At 66.5% G+C, this 17392-nt stretch carries 17 protein-coding genes; 8 read left to right on the top strand and 9 right to left on the bottom strand.

The window, feature by feature from the left end; translation table 11 throughout:
* Window positions 1-24: 24 nt before the first annotated feature.
* The gene (locus tag GK109_RS15130; protein WP_157241519.1) at window positions 25-894 is read right to left on the bottom strand and encodes a sirohydrochlorin chelatase; all 870 of its coding nucleotides are present in this window, start codon (window positions 892-894) and stop codon (window positions 25-27) included.
* Between the two features lie 60 nt (window positions 895-954).
* Between GK109_RS15130 and GK109_RS15125 the strand changes: the two genes are divergently transcribed.
* Both GK109_RS15125 and GK109_RS15120 read left to right on the top strand, forming a co-directional pair.
* Complete coding sequence (locus tag GK109_RS15125) at window positions 955-1623, top strand: trimeric intracellular cation channel family protein (RefSeq protein WP_157241518.1); 669 nt, start codon at window positions 955-957, stop codon at window positions 1621-1623.
* Window positions 1624-1636: 13 nt separating this feature from the next.
* Window positions 1637-2062, top strand: coding sequence for an SMI1/KNR4 family protein (locus tag GK109_RS15120; RefSeq protein ID WP_157241517.1), 426 nt, complete (start codon window positions 1637-1639; stop codon window positions 2060-2062).
* Between the two features lie 122 nt (window positions 2063-2184).
* On the opposite strand, the gene GK109_RS22390 is transcribed toward GK109_RS15120, so the two are convergent.
* From GK109_RS22390 to GK109_RS15095, 6 genes are all read right to left on the bottom strand, one after another.
* Window positions 2185-2646 (bottom strand): endonuclease domain-containing protein, encoded by a 462-nt coding sequence (locus GK109_RS22390; RefSeq protein WP_370460621.1) that lies wholly within the window; start codon window positions 2644-2646, stop codon window positions 2185-2187.
* Between the two features lie 34 nt (window positions 2647-2680).
* Complete coding sequence (locus GK109_RS22385) at window positions 2681-3010, bottom strand: type IV toxin-antitoxin system AbiEi family antitoxin domain-containing protein (RefSeq protein ID WP_370460787.1); 330 nt, start codon at window positions 3008-3010, stop codon at window positions 2681-2683.
* A gap of 477 nt (window positions 3011-3487) precedes the next feature.
* Window positions 3488-4588: a polyprenyl synthetase family protein gene (locus GK109_RS15110; RefSeq protein WP_321214165.1), complete on the bottom strand. Its 1101-nt coding sequence runs from the start codon at window positions 4586-4588 to the stop codon at window positions 3488-3490.
* Window positions 4585-5925 carry a geranylgeranyl reductase family protein gene (locus tag GK109_RS15105; RefSeq protein WP_321214166.1) on the bottom strand — a complete coding sequence of 447 codons (1341 nt, stop codon included), beginning with the start codon at window positions 5923-5925 and terminating at the stop codon, window positions 4585-4587. Before GK109_RS15105 ends, GK109_RS15110 begins: the two co-directional genes overlap by 4 nt.
* A 3-nt stretch (window positions 5926-5928) precedes the next feature.
* The gene (locus GK109_RS15100; RefSeq protein ID WP_323056930.1) at window positions 5929-6705 is read right to left on the bottom strand and encodes a demethylmenaquinone methyltransferase; all 777 of its coding nucleotides are present in this window, start codon (window positions 6703-6705) and stop codon (window positions 5929-5931) included.
* A 51-nt stretch (window positions 6706-6756) separates the two neighbouring features.
* Window positions 6757-7548 carry an alpha/beta fold hydrolase gene (locus GK109_RS15095; protein WP_157241515.1) on the bottom strand — a complete coding sequence of 264 codons (792 nt, stop codon included), beginning with the start codon at window positions 7546-7548 and terminating at the stop codon, window positions 6757-6759.
* A gap of 89 nt (window positions 7549-7637) precedes the next feature.
* Between GK109_RS15095 and GK109_RS15090 the strand changes: the two genes are divergently transcribed.
* The 4 genes from GK109_RS15090 (at window position 7638) to GK109_RS15075 (ending at window position 11791) form a co-directional block, all read left to right on the top strand.
* The gene (locus tag GK109_RS15090) at window positions 7638-9047 is read left to right on the top strand and encodes an isochorismate synthase MenF (protein ID WP_157241514.1); all 1410 of its coding nucleotides are present in this window, start codon (window positions 7638-7640) and stop codon (window positions 9045-9047) included.
* 180 nt (window positions 9048-9227) lie between these two features.
* Window positions 9228-10031 carry an ABC transporter substrate-binding protein gene (locus tag GK109_RS15085; protein WP_157241513.1) on the top strand — a complete coding sequence of 268 codons (804 nt, stop codon included), beginning with the start codon at window positions 9228-9230 and terminating at the stop codon, window positions 10029-10031.
* A gap of 152 nt (window positions 10032-10183) precedes the next feature.
* Window positions 10184-10975, top strand: coding sequence for an amino acid ABC transporter permease (locus tag GK109_RS15080; RefSeq protein ID WP_157241512.1), 792 nt, complete (start codon window positions 10184-10186; stop codon window positions 10973-10975).
* A 12-nt stretch (window positions 10976-10987) separates the two neighbouring features.
* Window positions 10988-11791 carry an amino acid ABC transporter ATP-binding protein gene (locus GK109_RS15075; RefSeq protein ID WP_157241511.1) on the top strand — a complete coding sequence of 268 codons (804 nt, stop codon included), beginning with the start codon at window positions 10988-10990 and terminating at the stop codon, window positions 11789-11791.
* 28 nt (window positions 11792-11819) lie between these two features.
* On the opposite strand, the gene GK109_RS15070 is transcribed toward GK109_RS15075, so the two are convergent.
* Together GK109_RS15070 and menD are read right to left on the bottom strand one after the other, a co-directional pair.
* A complete protein-coding gene (locus GK109_RS15070; RefSeq protein ID WP_157241510.1) occupies window positions 11820-12815 on the bottom strand; it encodes a hypothetical protein in 996 nt (331 codons plus the stop codon).
* A gap of 146 nt (window positions 12816-12961) precedes the next feature.
* Window positions 12962-14716, bottom strand: coding sequence for a 2-succinyl-5-enolpyruvyl-6-hydroxy-3-cyclohexene-1-carboxylic-acid synthase (menD, locus tag GK109_RS15065; protein WP_370460620.1), 1755 nt, complete (start codon window positions 14714-14716; stop codon window positions 12962-12964).
* A gap of 93 nt (window positions 14717-14809) precedes the next feature.
* On the opposite strand from menD, the gene GK109_RS15060 reads away from it, so the two are divergent.
* Together GK109_RS15060 and GK109_RS15055 are read left to right on the top strand one after the other, a co-directional pair.
* Window positions 14810-15901, top strand: coding sequence for a LacI family DNA-binding transcriptional regulator (locus GK109_RS15060; protein WP_157241508.1), 1092 nt, complete (start codon window positions 14810-14812; stop codon window positions 15899-15901).
* Between the two features lie 215 nt (window positions 15902-16116).
* On the top strand, window positions 16117-17391 hold the full coding sequence (locus GK109_RS15055) for a sugar ABC transporter substrate-binding protein (protein WP_157242997.1): 1275 nt from the start codon (window positions 16117-16119) through the stop codon (window positions 17389-17391).
* Window position 17392: the final 1 nt, after the last annotated feature.

Genomic DNA, 17392 nt, shown 5'->3' with positions numbered 1-17392 from the left:
TCACAAAGGCCCGGAAACGCTAAGTCACCTAGGGAAATATTTCGTCACGAAACGCCGGACAGCCTTGAAGAAGCCACCCTCCTGTGTTTCGGGCTCCGGTTCTGCGGGGGCTTCCTGGGGCTCGGGGGCCGGGGCGGCGGCCGGCGCCTGGGCCGCGGTTTCGCTGGCCTTTGCGACGGCGGCGTCGTACCGTTCCAGCGCGATCTCGGCCAGCACGGGGGACGGCAGCAGGGGTTCGGTCACAAGGTCGGCCCCGGCCTTGGCGAGCTGGTCGTGGAAGAAGCCCGGCGCCAGGAGGTAGGAGGCAATCACCACGCGCCCGCCGACGTCGACAGCCCCCGCGGACTCACCCGCCCCGGCACCGCCTTCCAGTTCCTCGCGGAGCATTGCAACGGCGTCGGGCACGGACGGCTTGGCCGAGGCACCATAGGCCGCCACCATCCGGTTGGACCGCAGCTCCCGGAGCTGGCCCAGCAGGTCTTCGACACTGACCGCGGCGTTGGGGTTGGAGGAGCCCGCGGCGGCGAGCACGATAACGTCGTTGTCCGTGACGCCGGCCTCCCGCAGCCGCTGGTCCAGCAGCGCGGCCAGGCGCGGATCCGGCCCCAGCGGCGCGGCAGCAGCACTGCCCGGCCGGCTCTTCACGGCCCGCGCGATGTCCACCTTGACGTGGTAGCCGACGCTGAGCAGCAGCGGAACCACGACGGCGGGCTCCCCCTCGGGCAGGCCGGCCACCACATCCACCAGGTCCGGCTGCTGGACGTCCACATAGGCTTCCCGGACATCGAGGCCCGGGCGGAGGGCGGCGATGGCGGCGCGCAGGGCGTTGACCTCCGCGGCTCCCTGTGTGTTGGACGTCCCATGGGCGCAGGCGATCATGATGGGGCTGTTCATAGGGGCTAGCGTAACGTTGGAGCCGCCCTGTCCGCCCTCTTTAAACCGCCGGGACGCTCCATGACATTCCCTTTTGACATCGCCCTGGTATGGCTGGACCTGGCCGGCATCTTCTTCTTCGCCGTGTCCGGATCGCTGCTGGCGGCCCGGAAGCAGTTCGACATCGTGGGCTCGCTCCTGCTGGCCTCGCTGGTGTCCCTCGGCGGGGGCGTGATCAGGGACATCATCCTCGCCGTCATCCCGGCCGCGTTCACCAACCCCGCATATCTGGTCCCGCCGGTGCTGGCCACGGTCCTGGTGTACTTCCTGTTCCCCGCGTTCCAGCGCTTCACGTCGCTGCTGGTGCTGTTCGACGCCGGCGGGCTGGCCCTCTTCTGCATCACCGGCACACTGAAGGCGCTGTCCTTTGGCGTGAACCCCCTGGCAGCGGTCCTGCTGGGGGTCACAACGGCGGTGGGCGGCGGGCTGCTCCGGGACATCACGGCCAACGAGGTGCCACAGCTGTTCAACCCCGCGGACCTGTACGCGGTGCCCGCGTTTTGCGGGGCCGCGCTGACCGGAGTGCTCTGGGTGACCGGAACCTTCAATGCGCTCACCGCATGCGCCGTGGCCGCCGTCGTATTTGCCTTCCGGGTGGCAAGCTGGCGGCGGTCCTGGCGCATCCCCTTGGCCGTCCACGGCTGGCACCGGGCTGAGGCCGACAGCGGCGAATCGCGGGGCCGCGATTAGCTAGGATTGAACCATGACTGACATGTTCCTCGAGAAATTCCGTGCGCTGGTTCCAAAGTATCTCGAGGACGAATGGCAGGCAGAGGACGGGCTGACTCCGGAGGAGCTGGACAAGGCCCTGGCCGACCACCAATTCCAGATTCCCCTGGTGCTCCGCGAGTTCTACCTGGCCGTTGGCGGCTGCGAGGACCTGATGGAGGCGTACCACTACTTCTGGGATCCGGACGAACTGGAAGTCGACGACGAAGGCTTCCTGATGTTCCTCGAGGACGAGGAAGAGGAATACACCTGGGGGTTCCGCATGGGAGACCTCAGCGTCCCGGACCCCATCGTGTACCGCCGCAACAACGCCCGCGGCCAGTGGAAGTCCGAGGAAGGCACCTTCTCGGAGTTCGTGTTCGACATGTTCGAGTGGGCCTTCGAGGACGACGAAGACTAGGTTCCGGCCAAAGCGGGGCACCTTGACACGGACGCGCCGGCCGGAAATGCGTGACTTATAAAGCCGGCACTCTGGCAGATCCCTGAGTTTCCGGGAACGGGCAGCCGTGGCAGGGCCAAAAGTTACGCATTTTCGTAGCCGCCATCGGCAGGACGCGCCGGAAAGACACCTCTGCGCCTCAACTCGAGGACAGACAGGACCTCTGCGACCATCGCCTCCGGCGCGTGGACCACGTCCTCGTAGTAGTAGCGGAGCACCAGGTAACCGCCCAGGATGCTCCGGTTGTTCCGCCGCTGGTCCTTCTTGACCGAACGTGGTTCAAAGTGGGTTGAGCCGTCGGTCTCCACAACAAGGCACTCCTCGATAAGGAAGTCCACCTCCCCCACCCCTGGAATATTCACGTGCCTCCGCACTCTGAGCCCAGCTCTGGCAAAGTGCGTATTGGCAAGCACTTCAACCACTGAGTCCGCCCTGGGAATCACCAGGTCCAGAAGCTTCCTGGCCTTGCCATTGCGCTTGCCACTACAGCTGGCATAGAGGAACTCGAGTGAGATGTCGCCGCGTCCGGCAGCAGACTGGATCATTATCAGAGCCTCCAGCTCGGGTAGGCAACGCATGCTATGCAGCAGGACGTCTGCCAGGCCCACAACAGGAAGCCAGCCGTGCCTCGGATCTGGGCCGCCCATGCTCCACCACTCCCGGGGTGCGCCCCGGATGACTGCGGCAGATGTGCAAGGCCGGGTCACTCTTCAAGGTCCACAACCCGTATACGGGTGCAGCAGACACACACGTCAGAAGCCCTCCCCGATTCATGGCCTGCTGCAGGGGATTTGCTGCCGGAATGGCGTAAACGCCGCGGCTGGACTTCACGATCCGGCCACTGGCCACGGCACCCCTGACGGCTGCCCGTCCAAATCCGGCCTTTTCCAGATGCGATGTCCGGGCCACGCCACCGCGGCGCTGAAGATAGTCGCTGATGTCCACCACGACAGCGTCACCCGAGGCGGCCCGATCCGCGAGGCAGGGCAGGAGCTATGTGGACGAAGACTGAGCGTCACCCAAGGAAGGTGGTCCCGGACGCGTATCTTCTGGCGCCTTTCGGTCATTTACCCACCGGCCGCAATATGGCTTCAACGCCTGTGACAAAAGAGGTAACAACCTACTTGCGCGATGTGACAAAGCTGTCATAGACTATTCACGGATCCGCTAAACGCCTCCGGCGGGTCTGATGCGAACGGAGAGATAGCCTCGGTTCAAAGCAACGTATGACTCGTATCGTTGCGGAGAACCGGGGCTATCCCGTTTAACCCGTCGATTGCTCCATACCTGCCGTTATGTGGCGCCAAAACGCCATCTGCACAGCAATCGATGACACGGAAAAGCCCGGCACCGTCTGCGGCAACCGGGCTTCCACGCAGGCACGGGCTAGCTGGCGCGGTCCACCACAGCAAGCGCGAAGTTGGACAGCGAGTCCTTGACCACGCCTTCGGGCAGCGGCGCGAGGGCGGCGATGGCTTCATCGGCCCACCGGCGGGCAACAACCCAGGACTCCGCAGTCACGGGGTGCTCGCGCAGCCCGGCGACGGCCTCCGCAAGCGCCTCATCCGAGGACAGGTCCCCGTCAATGAGCCGGAGAAGCCCGACGGCGGACTGGTCACCGTCCGCGGCAGCCTTGCGCAGGAGCAGCACGGGCAGGGTGGGAACACCTTCGCGAAGGTCGGTGCCCGGGGACTTGCCGGACTTGACCTTGATCCCGGTGACATCGATGACGTCGTCCGCGAGCTGGAAGGCCACACCCACCTTCTCGCCATATTCCACCAGGACGGGCTCGAACGCGGGATCGGCGTTGGCGAAGATGGCGCCGAGCTGGCCGGACGCCGCCACCAGCGAACCGGTCTTGTCAGCAATCACGGAAAGGTAGTGCTCGATCGGATCTTCATCCGGACGCGGCCCCACGGTCTCGTGCAGCTGGCCCAGGCACAGCCGCTCGAATGTGCGGGCCTGGATGCCGAGGGCCCGCGAACCGAGTTCGGACACCAGGATTGAGGCCCGCGCGAAGATCAAGTCGCCGGTGAGCACCGCCACCGAGTTGCCCCAGACCTCATGGGCCGTGGGCGCGCCGCGGCGGAACGGGGCAGAGTCCATGACGTCGTCGTGGTACAGGGTGGCCAGGTGCGTCAGTTCCACCACGACGGCGGCCTGCACCACGGCGGGCAGGGAAGCGTCGCCGAGGTGAGCGCACAGCAGTGTCAGCAGGGGCCTGATGCGCTTGCCGCCGGCTTCCACCAGGTGCCGCGACGTGGCATCAGCCAGGGGATCAGAGTTGGCGATCGCTTCACGGAGTTTTTTCTCCACGCGTGCCAGGTTGTTGGTGATGGCCGGGCCCAGCTCGGCGTCTCCGGCAATGGCGGCGAAGCCCGCAGGCAGCTGCAAACCCGTAGCGATGGCGGTGGTGTTGAGGCTGGGTTCGGAGTCCGGCAGGCCGTGCCCGGCGTGCGTCCAGCTGTGGTCTGCGGCGTTGGTCACGGGTTAACCCTAACTTTTTGTAGCGGATACCGCTGATTGGAGTCTGCCGGGGCGGGCTTTGTATTGGATGTGGCCGGAACCAGAGACTCCAGGACGCGGATCACCCGGTCCTCAAAGCCCCTCGCGGATGGGTCCGTGAGGTTGGCCAGGAGCCTGACCACAAAGCGCATCAGAACCGGGATGGGCATGCCGGTGCGCAGCGCGAGCTTCATGACGGCCGGCTTGCCGATCAGCGCGGCGAAGGCCCGGCCGAGGGTGAAGTGCGAGCCCCACTGGTCCCGCACGTAGTCCGCGTACCGCGCAAGGTGCGCGTCGGCGTCGTACGTTCCTCCCGCTGCCAGCGAGCGGGAGGAGGCGTCGACCAGGAACTCGGCGGCGAAGCGGGCGGATTCCATGGCGTAGGAGATGCCCTCGCCGTTGAACGGGGACACCATGCCGCCGGCGTCGCCCAGCAGGAGCAGCCCCGGCGAGTAGTGCGGGGTGCGGTTGAAGCCCATGGGCAGCGCTGCGCCGCGGATCTCGCCCACCTGGTTTTCCGGCGTGAAGCCCCATTCGGCGGGCATGCCGGCGGTCCATTCGCGCAGGACCTGCTTGTAGTCGAGCTTGCCGAATTCCTTCGAGGAGTTCAGGATGCCCAGGCCCACGTTGGAAGTGCCGTCGCCCACGCCGAACACCCAGCCGTAGCCGGGCAGCAGTTTGCCGTCGCGGCCGGGGAGCTCCAGCCAGCCTTCCATCCAGTCGTCGTCCGTGCGCGGCGAGGTGAAGTAGGTGCGCACGGCCACGCCGAGCGGGCGGTCGTCCCGCTTCTGGATACCGAGTGAGACGGCGGTGCGGGTGGAGTTGCCGTCCGCTGCGAGGACGACGTCGGCACTGAAGTCGCGCGTCTCCCCCGCCTTGCGTCCGGACTCGTCCAGGAGCGCTGCGCGGACCCCGGTGACCCGGCCGCCGCCGTTGCGCAGTGCTTCGGTGACGCTGTGCCGCTCAAGGATGGTGGCACCGGCGGCCTGGGCGTGCCGGGCCAGTTCCTCGTCAAAGCCAAGCCGGGTGCGGATCAGGCCGTACTGCGGGAAGTCGGACACCTCGGGCCAGGGCAGTTCGATGGTGCGGCCGCCGGCGATCAGGCGCAGGCCCTTGTTCCGGCGCCAGCCTTCTCCCTCGGGGTGGGGCAGGCCCAGCTTCTGGATTTCACGGACGGCGCGGGGGGTGAGGCCGTCGCCGCAGACCTTCTCGCGCGGGAAGCTCGTTTTCTCCAGAACGGTGACGTCGATGCCCGCCTTGGCAAGGTAGTACGCGGCGGTGGAGCCGGCCGGCCCCGCGCCGACAATCAGTACCTTCACAGGTCAGCGGACGATGTTGCGGCGCAGCTTGGCCACCGGGCCCTTGTGCGCGGCGATGGCGGCAGCCGCATTGTCCGGGGCCGGCCCTGCAGGCTTGAACGCGCGGTGGACGGCCACGATCCCGCCGGAAAGGTTGCGGTAGGTGACCTGTTCCCACCCGGATTCCTGCAGCCAGGCGGCCAGGTGGTCCTGGTCCGGCCAGGCGCGGATGGACTCAGCGAGGTAGACGTACGCGTCCGGGTTGGAGGCCACCTTCGTGGCGATGGCCGGCAGGGCGCGCATCAGGTATTCGGTATACATGGTGCGCCAGAGCGGGATCACCGGCTGGGAGAACTCCGCGATGACCAGCTTGCCGCCCGGTTTGGTGACGCGGAGCATCTCCTGCAGCGCCTTCTTCGGCTCGTTGACGTTGCGGAGGCCGAAGGAGATCGTGCTGGCGTCGAACGAGTTGTCGGCGAAAGGCAGGTTGGTGGCATCCCCGGCAACAAAATTGATGTCCGGCCGGCGGCGCTTTCCAACCTTGAGCATTCCCAGGGAGAAGTCGCAGGCCACAACGTCTATTCCAGCATCGGCATACGGCTCGCTGGAGGTGCCGGTACCGGCTGCCAGGTCAAGGACGCGCTGGCCTTTGCTGACGTCCATGGCTTCCACCACAACCTTGCGCCAGCGCCGGGTCTGCCCCAGGGACAGGACATCGTTGACGACGTCGTATTTCGGTGCGACGTCGTCAAACATCGTGGCTACTTCGTCCGGACGCTTATCCAAGGATGCTCGGTTCACCATGCCATTGTCTCAAATGTTCGGGAAGGTCCGGACCAAGGCGGCATGGAGTCAAAGCTTCGCGAGGAATGCCCTGGTATCCGCGGCCACCCGCTCCGGGCATTCCCAGAGGACCACGTGGCCGGTTCCGGCGTACGTTTTCAGGACGGAGCCGGGTATGCGGGCTGCCAGAAGTTCCTGCTGGCTGCGGGGCAGGAGGCCGTCCTCCTCTCCCCACAGGATCAGCGTGGGCGCGTGGATGGTGCCGGTTTCGGTGGGCGGTGCCGCCAGGCAGAGCCCCGCAAGCACGGACTTCCACACGTGCGCGGGCATCTTAAGCCCATCCGCCACCCGGTCATCGAGATACCAGCCTGGCACGGCCTGGCCCAGGGGAAACCACAGCAGCGACTGACGCACCCAGTCCTCGTCGAGCGGGTCGGCCAGGGCGTCCACTTCGTCGGCGAACGCGGGCCGGCCTTGAAGGGTCAGCGGCGAACCCACCAGGATCAGGGCATCAACACGTTCAGGCTGCATCACGGCCAGCTGCTGGGCCACGTAGCCCCCGCTTGAGGAGCCCAGGACGGCGGCCGATTCAAGAGCCAGTGCATCGAGGATGGCCGCCACGTCCCGGGCCTGGTCCTCCAGCGAGTAGCCGTTGGCAGGCTTGTCCGCGTCTCCGTGGCCGCGCAGGTCAGGCGCGAGGATCCGGAATCCCTCCAGAAGCGGGGCCAGCCGGTCAAAGCTCCGGCGCGATTCCCCCCAGGCATGGAGCAGCAGCAGGGGCCGCGCCGACGCGTCCCCCTGGATCAGGCACGGCACGTGGATCCCGGTGCTGAGGAACAGCTGGCGGACTTCGGAGTCCATGACTGAAGGGTACGCCCGCCCCCGCCGCCGCGGGTACCTCCAGCAGGCCTCCCGGGCCACCGCACGCTCGGGAGTAGTGTTGTCTCATCATGACGAGCACGTTCCGCACCTTGACAGTCCCCCTGGATGGAAAAGAATTCCCCGGGGGGCTTCCTGCGTTTCTGGTCCGGGACGATGTCCTCTGCTGGACCCGCCGCGAGGCCGGACTGGCAGGATTCGGCGAGATCGCGCGCTTCACGGCAACGGGCCCTGAGCGGTTCCTTGAGGCAGACATCTGGTGGCGCCACCTGGTCCTCGAGGCCGAAGTCATTGATACCGTGGAGCTTCCCGGCACCGGACCGGTGGCTTTCGGATCCTTTGCCTTTTCCAAGACCTCGGCGCACGAATCGCGGCTGATCGTGCCCGAAATCGTGGTGGGCGTGCGCGACGGGCAGGTGTGGCTCACCCAGCTGACGTTCGACGACGGTCTCCTCACGGAGGACGGTGCCCTCGCCGCACTGGACCGCTGGCTTGCCGGCGGTCCCGCAGCTGCCGCGGCCGCACCCGTTGCAGCAGGCACGACGGCGGCAGCGGACCCGGCCGGGGACGGCACCATGGGTGGTGCCCGCGCCAAGGCGGGCGGCGCCGTCGTACGTCCCCTCCCGCTCGCCGCGGCGGCAACCCTGCACACCGGCTCCCTGAGCGAGGAATCCTGGATGGCCGCGGTCGAAGCGGGCGTGGCGGAAATCCGGACGGGCGCACTGGAGAAGCTGGTGCTTGCGCGCGACGTGGTGGCCACTATTCCGTCGGGCGTACATGCGTCGGCGGTGCTGAGGGAGCTCGCCGCGCGGTACCGCGAGTGCTGGACGTACGGGGTAGACGGGCTGGTGGGGGCGACTCCGGAGATGCTGATCCAGGTTGAGGGCCGCACTGCCCAGGCCCGCGTGCTGGCCGGAACACTGGACCGACGGGATGCGCACGGCGAGGACGGCCTTCCGATGGATTACGCCACCAGGGTGTTGGCAGGATCCGAAAAGCAGCGGCATGAACACGAGATCGCCATCCAATCGCTGACCTCGCAGCTGGCACCGTTCTCGGAAGCCATGAACGCGCACGACGAGCCGTTCATCCTGGAACTGCCCAACGTGTGGCACCTGGCGTCCGATGTAAAGGCCGAGCTCGCCGAGATCGAAGGCCATGTGCCTACCTGCCTTGCCCTGATCAACGCCCTGCACCCCACCGCCGCCGTCTGCGGGACCCCCACGGAGGTGGCCGGTGCGCTCATCCGCAAGCTGGAGCACCTGGACCGCGGACCGTACGCCGGGCCGGTGGGCTGGCTTGACGCCGCCGGAAACGGCGAATGGGGCATTGCCCTGCGCGGCGCCGTCATCGAGTCCCCCACTTCGGTGCGGTTGTATGCCGGCTGCGGCATAGTCGACGGCTCGCAGCCGGAGGCCGAGCTTGCCGAAACCTGGGCCAAATTCCGGCCGATGCTGGAATCGCTCGGCATCAGCAGCTGACCCCTCAGTCCCAGGAAGTCCGGGATCGGAGACAAGCTCTTCTCCGACGCGCTTGATTTTCACTGTGCTTTAGTTATCCAATAGTGAAACTAAGTTTCCTGTGATGCACATCTCATAATCGGCGCTACACTATGTACCGATTTAGCACCACATACTCCCCGCAACAAAAGGTAAGAAAACATGCAGCTCAAGTCCCTGGCCACGGCCAAAATGACCGCCAAGGCAGCAGCACTCTTCGCCGTCGGCGCCCTCACCCTCACGGCCTGCGGTGGCGGAAGCTCCACCCCGGCTGCCTCCGCAGGCGGCATCCAGCTCATCAACGCCGGCAAGCTCACGGTCTGCTCGGACATCCCCTACGAGCCGTTCGAGTTCGAGAAGGACGGCCAGACCGTCGGCTTCGACATCGACATCGCCAAGGAGGTCGCTAAGGACCTCGGTGCAGAACTGAGCATCGTGGACAGCTCCTTCGAGGCCATCGAGACCGGTACCGCACTGACCCAGTGCGACCTGGGGATCTCCTCGATCTCCATCACGGACACCCGCAAGTCCGTGATGGACTTCTCCACCCCGTACCTGGATGACGACCTGGCCCTGGTTGCCAGCGATGACTCCGGCATCAAGGGCCTGGACGACGCCAAGGGCAAGAAGGTGGGCGTCCAGCAGGCCACCACCGGCGCCGACTACGCCCAGGAAAAGGGCATCGACGCCCAGCAGTTCGAGGACACCGGCCTCCTGGTGCAGGCCCTCGAGGCCGGCACCATCGACGCCGCCCTGGGCAACCAGTCCGTCCTGGGCTACGCGATCAAGGACCAGCCCAAGTTCAAGAGCGTTGAGGACTTTGCCACCGGCGAGCAGCTGGGCATCTCCATCAAGAAGGGCAACACCGCCATGGCGGAGAAGGTCAACGGCACGCTCAAGCGCCTGACCGACGACGGCTCCCTGGCAAAGTTCAAGACCACCTGGTTCGGCGAAACCGCCAAGTAACCACGGCCCTGTAGTCGCCGCGAAGGCCCCGCCCCGGGTCCTGCACGGCACTGAGGACTACGCCGCCTTGAGAACTCCGCAGTTGGGGCCCCGGACGAGCTGTACCCAGTCCGTCCGGGGCCTCTGCCACGCACAACGAATGTGAGCACCCCATGGCAATGACCGCACGTCAACGAGCCAGAGTAAGCCTGTACGTCCAAGCCGGAATCTTTGTTGTGGCCATCGCCGCGCTGATCCTGGCCACCGACTGGAAGACCATCGGCAACAGCGTCTTCAACTTCGCCAAGATCGGGCCGATGTTCCCGGGCATCTTTGTCACCGGCCTGGTCAACACCCTGATCTATACCGTCCTCGGCTTCATCGTGGGCCTCTCCGGCGGTCTGCTGCTGGCCCTGATGAAGCTCTCCAGTTTCCCCCTCTACCGCTGGATCGCCACCGGCTACATCGAGTTCTTCCGCGGCATCCCCGCGCTGCTGGTCTTCATTGCCTTCGGCTACGGCGTGCCGCTGGCGTTCGGCGTCTCGTGGAACATCACCGTGATCGTGATGGTTTCCCTCGGCATGGTGGCCTCGGCGTACATCGCCGAAACCCTCCGCGCCGGCCTGCAGGCGGTGCCGAAGGGCCAGCTGGAAGCCGCCCGGTCGCTGGGCATGCCCCAGTGGCGGGCCATGGTGACCATCGTCATCCCGCAGGCCTTCAAGATTGTCCTGCCGCCGCTGACCAACGAGGTCATCCTGCTCACCAAGGACTCGTCCCTGATCTATGTCCTGGGCCTCACCGCCTCCCAGTACGAACTCACCAAGTTTGGCCGCGACGGCATCTCAAGCCTCGGTGCCGGCCTGACGCCGCTCCTCGTGGCCGGCGCCTTCTACCTGGTGATCACCATCCCCCTGAGCTTCCTGGCCCGGAAGTTCGAAAGCCGCACCGCGCGGAACAATCGATAGGCAGGGAAGACCATGAACGACGTCGTAATTCACTCCCGCAATCACACGGGTCCCGTCCACGCGGCCGGCGTGTCCATCAAGGACCTGCGCAAGTCCTACGGCAGCAACGAAGTCCTCAAGGGCATCAGCCTGGACGTGGCGCCGGGTGAAGTGGTGTGCCTGATCGGCCCGTCCGGCTCCGGCAAGTCCACCCTGCTGCGCTGCGTGAACCTGCTGGAGCAGCCCAATGAGGGCGCCATCCACGTGGGCGGATTCGAAGCCACCGACCCCGACGTGGACATCGACAAGATGCGCCGCAAGGTAGGCATGGTGTTCCAGCAGTTCAACCTGTTCCCGCACCTGGACGCCAAGCGCAACTGCTCCATCGCCCAAACGAAGGTCCTGAAGCGCTCCCAGGCCGAGGCGGACAAGGTGTCCATGCACAACCTTGAGCGCGTGGGCCTGGGACACCTCGCGGACCGTTTCCCGGACCAGCTCTCCGGCGGCCAGCAGCAGCGTGTGGCCATTGCCCGGGCGCTCAGCATGGACCCGGAGCTGATGCTCTTCGACGAGCCCACCTCCGCGCTGGACCCCGAGACCGTGGGCGATGTCCTCTCCGTCATGCGGAACCTCGCGAAGGAAGGCATGACCATGCTGGTGGTGACCCACGAGATGGGCTTCGCCCGCGAGGTGGCGGACCGCGTGGTGTTCATGGACGGCGGCGTTGTGGTGGAGGAAGGCGCGGCCGAGCAGGTCATTGCCGCCCCCACCCAGCCCCGCACCAAGGAGTTCCTGCGCCGCGTCCTCGATCCGACGCACATCGGCCTCGAGGAGTAGCGCGTTTCGCGCCCGAAAAGGACAGCCGCTATCCGGCCCCGGATGGCGGCTGTCCTTTTCGGGCGCGAACACCCGGAATGGTGGCGCGAAGCGGTAGCTTGGGCACCCCCTCGGCGATGAGGAAGGCCGCAAAAGTCTCCGCATCCCGCAGCTCAGCCCAGGTCCACCGGACAACCCTCCGTCCAGTTGCACGGACCCGGTCCTCCCTCCTTTTTTCAGCAATCACCACCTCGGAGACAGTGCGGCCGCGCAGAAACTCCGGTTTCTGGTACTTGATGAGACCATCAAACTCGCCTGCTATTCTTTCCACGCCCCATTCGAAGTCGAGGTAGGCCACAAAGCCTTTCCTGTCCGCCACCCTGCACTGAAGCAAGGGGATGGAAAACCCTCCAAGGAACATGTAGGCGCGACTCAAGGATTCACCCGGTGATCCGGAATTCGGGTCGGCGAAGTCCAGTGCCGTACTGATGCGCCTGGCCGCGGCGGCACTGTATCTTTCGGTTGCCATCGCCTTCAAAGCGTCCCTGTCCAGGGGTGGCAGCCCCGTAACGGCGTCCGGTTTGAGGACGTGGTCGAAGGCAATGACGGCCTGCTCAAACGGCCGCAGAGCGCCTAGGTCCAGAACAGTACGCTCCCTTGAGGTCACCAGGAGCCCTGTACGCTCGCAAATCTCCGAACCACTCACGCTGATGCGGTGGCGGCTGATTCCTGCCTTTGACCGGCCACCGGCCGCATCATCGGTGCAGGCATGGACCACCTTCTGGGCCCCCAGGAGCGGAATGCGCCAAAGGGCTGCCGCCGATTCCAGGCAAAACACGTTCCGCGTCCTCAATGTGGTGGCTGTGGCCAGGATCAGCAGCGGATACCGGTCCCATGGCTTGAGGGCTTTCCAGACGGGCTCCGCAACGTATACGCCTTGCCTGATCCGGCGCAGCTCCCCCGCTGCGCACTTCCGTGCAAGTTCCCGGGAGTCTTTCCCAAGGCGGGCATAATCGCTGCTGAGTATGAGTGCGTTGGTGTCCATCCAGCCATAATTGCGGGGCGTGTACGCCGCCGTAATGCCCGATCACGTGTATGTGGATTAGGGTGGCGCGCCCGATTCGGATGTCCGCTACCCGGTTCCCGGGGGCCGATGTCCGAACGGGTAGCGCAGACCCGATCCGGCCGCCGTCACCGGGCCAGCACTCCCCCGACGGCCGCGGCTACGGCTTCCTTGATCCGCGCATGCAGGGCGCGCAGGCCGTGCCGGTCCGTGCGGACCTCCACGATGGTGCGGCCTTCGACTGGCCGGGCAAGCGCCTCGGCGAGTCCCGCCGTCGTACCCACCACTGAATGCCCGACGCCGTACGCTGCGGCGAGTGCCGAGAGGTCCACTGTGTGCGGGGTACCGAAGAGGCGCTCGACGGCGTCCCCGTAGGTTCCGGCCTCGCGCACCGCACCATGTTCCAGCAGGTCGAAGATGGCACCGCCGGAGTCGTTCAGGACCACGATCCGGAGCTGCGGCTGTTCCTCCCCGGAACCGAGGAACAGCCCCCCGGCGTCGTGCAGGAAAGTGACATCCCCCAGCAGGACGGTGGTTTCCTGCCGGCCCCCGAGCGCTATGCCGGTGGCCGTGGAGATGGTGCCGTCAATGCCTGACAGCCCGCGGTTGGCATAGACCGTGGCGGCTGGTTCCGGGGCGGGCACCCCGGCCAGGTCCACGTCCCGGATTCCATTGGAAGATCCCAGCAGCAGTTGGCCTCCGCTGTGCTTCCACACCAGCGACCCCACTGACGGGCCGGTGGCGGCGGTGTCGGCGGAAAGTATTCCATCGAGGGCATGTTGGGCTGCGGAGCCGGCGAGAAGCCAGGTATCCAGCCATTCCGACGTCCCGCGGCCCGCGAATTCCGCCAGGTCCGCAAGGTTTTCCAGCGGCAGTTCGGTGCGGCGGCCGGGCTCGAACCAGGCTACGGGAACCGGCTGGTACAGGGCGGACGGAACCTCTGCACGGGCCAGCAGGGCTGCCACCGGGCGGGACAGGGTGGGGCGGCCGAACAACACCACGCGTTCGACCGGCATCACGGACCCTGGCCCGAAGTGCTCCAGCAGAAGCCGGTACGGCCCCACGGCGTTCGGGCCGAAGCGTGCGTTGGATGACGGCTCCGCCAGCAGCGGCAGGCCGTGGGCGCGGGCGAACGCCTCGGCGACGGGCCCGGCGTCGTGCCCTGCCAGGACCACCGTCCGCCGCTCCGGCAGCCCTGCTGAAGCCGGCGGCAGGTTCATGATGAGGGGCTCGGTGCCGACCCGGTAGCGCTGCCGCCCGGCCGCCGGCGGGAGCGCCTCCCCCGGGGAGGGGACCAGTGGATCGCGGAACGCGAGATTGAGCTGGACGGGGCCCGGCGGGAGTTCCGGGAAGGCGCCGGTGGCGGCTGACAGGCCTGTCCGGATAGCGCGCGCGGGGTCCGATCCCGCGGGCACATCGGCGGCGAAGCGCACCTGGTCGCCGAAGAGGTCCGGCTGGATGGTGGTCTGGTTGGCGCCCGTGCCGCGGAGCTCGTCGGGACGGTCGGCGGACAGCACAACCAGGGGAACCGCGGCGTGGTTGGCCTCCATGACGGCGGGCAGCAGGTTTCCGACGGCGGTCCCGGACGTTGTCAGCACGGCCGCCGGAGAGCCGGTGGACAGCGCCAGGCCCAGCGCAGTGAACCCGGCGGAGCGCTCGTCGATCCGCACCAGCAGTTCCACGCGGCCTTCAGCTGACGCTTCGGCCAGCGCGTACGCCATGGGGGCCGAGCGGGAACCGGGTGAAACCACCACGTGCTGCACGCCGCCGTCGATCAAAACCCCGACGGCGATCCTCGCCGCCGCGATGGCGCTGAGCGAAGGGGCGGCGTCCGGTGAGCCTGTCTGGGAAGTGCCGGGAGCGGAATCGTTGTGCGAAGTCACCAAACCAGTCTGCCACCCGGCCGGTGCGTTCCGGGTCCGGCGCTCCCCCGGTTCTGTACTAAGCGCATAGACTCTGACCAGAAGGAGAATCACATGGCAAAGCGCCCCACTGTTTACGACGTCGCGGAGCGGGCAGGCGTCTCGATAGCCACCGTCTCGTTCACCTTTAGGCAGCCGGAAAAGGTCAAGGCCTCGACCCGCGAACTGGTGCTGGCGGCGGCGCAGGAACTGGGCTATGTCCCCAGCGCGAGCGCCCGCGGCCTGGCGCGCGGCAGGACCGGCGCCCTGGGCCTGTTCGCCTACGATTACCTGCTGGACCCTTCAGCACGTCCCGGTGGGCAGGGCGAACTCCCGCAGGATCCGGCGTCGGAGGGCGACCGCGAGGACGGGGACCTCCGCCTGTTCCCCTTGTATGTGGATGAGGTCCAGCGCGGTGTTGAACTGGAGTGCTGGCGCCGGGGGCAGGCGCTGCTGGTGGGCGGCGGCAATCCGGCCAACAACGAGGCCGTGCTCTCCGACATTGCGGGCCGGGTTGACGGACTTGCTGTCTTTCCGCGGTCGGTACCCGTCGATGCACTGACCCGGATAGCCCGCCGCATTCCCGTGGTGGAGGTTTCGGAGAGCCTGCGCAACCGCGGCGTGGACCATGTGACCGTTGACAACGCCGCCGGCATGCGGGCCATGACGGAGCACCTGGTCGACGTGCACGGGCTGACCGAACTGATGTTCATTGGCGCCATGCCGTCCTCCGACAACGACGAACGGCTCGAAGCCTTCCAAGCGGCACTGGCAGAGGCCGGCGTGGGGATGCGCCACGATCCCTGCTACCCGGCCGGCAGCGAAACCGCCGTCGCGGAAACCGTCCGGACCCTCTGCAGGCTCGGTACCCTGCCGCAGGCCTTCGTGTGCGCCACCGACCAGGATGCGCTGGTGGTAATGGACATGCTGGCGGAGGCCGGAGTTGACGTGCCCCGGCACGTGGCCGTCACTGGCTTCGACGGCATCGCCGCCGGGCGCGTCATCCGGCCGCCGCTGACCACAGTGCGCCAGCCCATGGAGCGGATGGGGCGGACCATGGTGGAGCTGCTGCTGGACAGGCTTGACCACCCCGAAAAGCCCCCGGTGGAGCTTCGCCTGCCGGTCCGCATGGTCCTTCGCGAAAGCTGCGGCTGCCGCCCGGGCTGAGCACGCCTGCCCGCGCCGGGGCGCAACTTCGTGGGAGCCCGGCCATTTTGAGAAAGTTGGCGGCAGCTGTTGCCAAACTCACATTCAATGCGCTTAGATTGGTTTACACCGTAAATCAAAGCGCTTAGATAATTTTCGGCGGGATGACTCCCCTGCTCCTGCCTCCTCCGCTCAGTTCGGCCTGCCGGCTCGCGGAACCCCCGAAAGGAACAATGATGATCCATGCCAATGCCAAGAAGGCGGCAGCCGTCGGCATCGCCGCAGCGTTGCTTCTGACTGCTTGCGGACGGGACTCCGCCGGTCCGGCAGCAACCTCTCCGGCCAAAGCCGTCGCATCTGGTCCAGCGACCGGCACCCTCACAGTGTGGGCACAGGGCGCTGAAGGCGAGGCCCTGCCGGCGCTGCTGAAGGACTTCGAATCCGAGAACCCCGACGTCAAAGTCAATGTCACGGCCATCCCCTGGGATGCCGCGCTGAGCAAGTACCAGACCGCCATCGCCGGCGGCACCACACCTGACGTGGCCCAGATGGGAACCACCTGGATGGGTGACTTCAGCACCGCCTTCGACCCGACCCCGGCCGAAATCGACACCAGCTCCTTCTTCCCGGGCTCCTTGAAGTCCACCGAGGTCGAAGGAACCAAGTACGGCGTGCCCTGGTATGTGGACACCCGCGTGGTCTACTACCGGAGCGACCTGGCGGAAAAGGCCGGCATCACCAAGGCACCCGCGACCTGGGAGGACTTCAGGGCCCTGGCTGAGGCGCTCCAGACCAAGGCCGGCGCCAAATTCGGCGTCCAGCTGCCTACCGGCGGCGCCGACTCGTACCAGGCCACCCTGCCGTTCCAGTGGTCCAACGGCGCCAAGCTTATGAACGACGACGGCACCAAATGGACGCTCGACACCCCGGAGTCAGCCGAGGCCCTCAAGTACTACGCGGGGTTCTTCAAGGACGGCATCGCCTCCAAGGCCGTCTCCACCGGGACCACGGCCGAGGCCTCGTTCGTGGACGGTTCCGCGCCGATGATGATCAGCGGCCCGTGGCACGTCGGTCTGCTGAACAAGACCGGCGGCGAGGGATTCGCCGACAAGTACAAGGTGGCTCCGATGCCGAAGGCAAAGACCGCCACATCCTTCGTGGGCGGCTCCAACATGGTGGTCTTCAAGAAGTCCGAAAACCGCGATTCGGCCTGGAAGCTCCTCCAGTGGCTGTCCAAGCCGGAGGTGCAGCTCAAGTGGTACAAGGCAACCGGTGACCTGCCGTCCCAGCAGACTGCCTGGAAAGACCCGACCCTGGCCGACGACAGCAAGCTCTCCGTTTTCGGTGAGCAGCTGAAGACCACCGACAACCCGCCCGCCGTCCAGACCTGGACCCAGGTTTCGGCAGCCGCAGACTCCGAGATTGAACAGATCGTCAAGGCAGGAAAAGACCCCGCCGACGCCCTGAAATCCCTGCAGCAGACCGCAGACTCGATCGGCACCGGGAAGTAAC

The organism is Pseudarthrobacter sp. GA104, from assembly GCF_009741265.1.
Lineage (GTDB): Bacteria > Actinomycetota > Actinomycetes > Actinomycetales > Micrococcaceae > Arthrobacter.
This window is presented reverse-complemented; position numbering and strand designations above follow the sequence as displayed.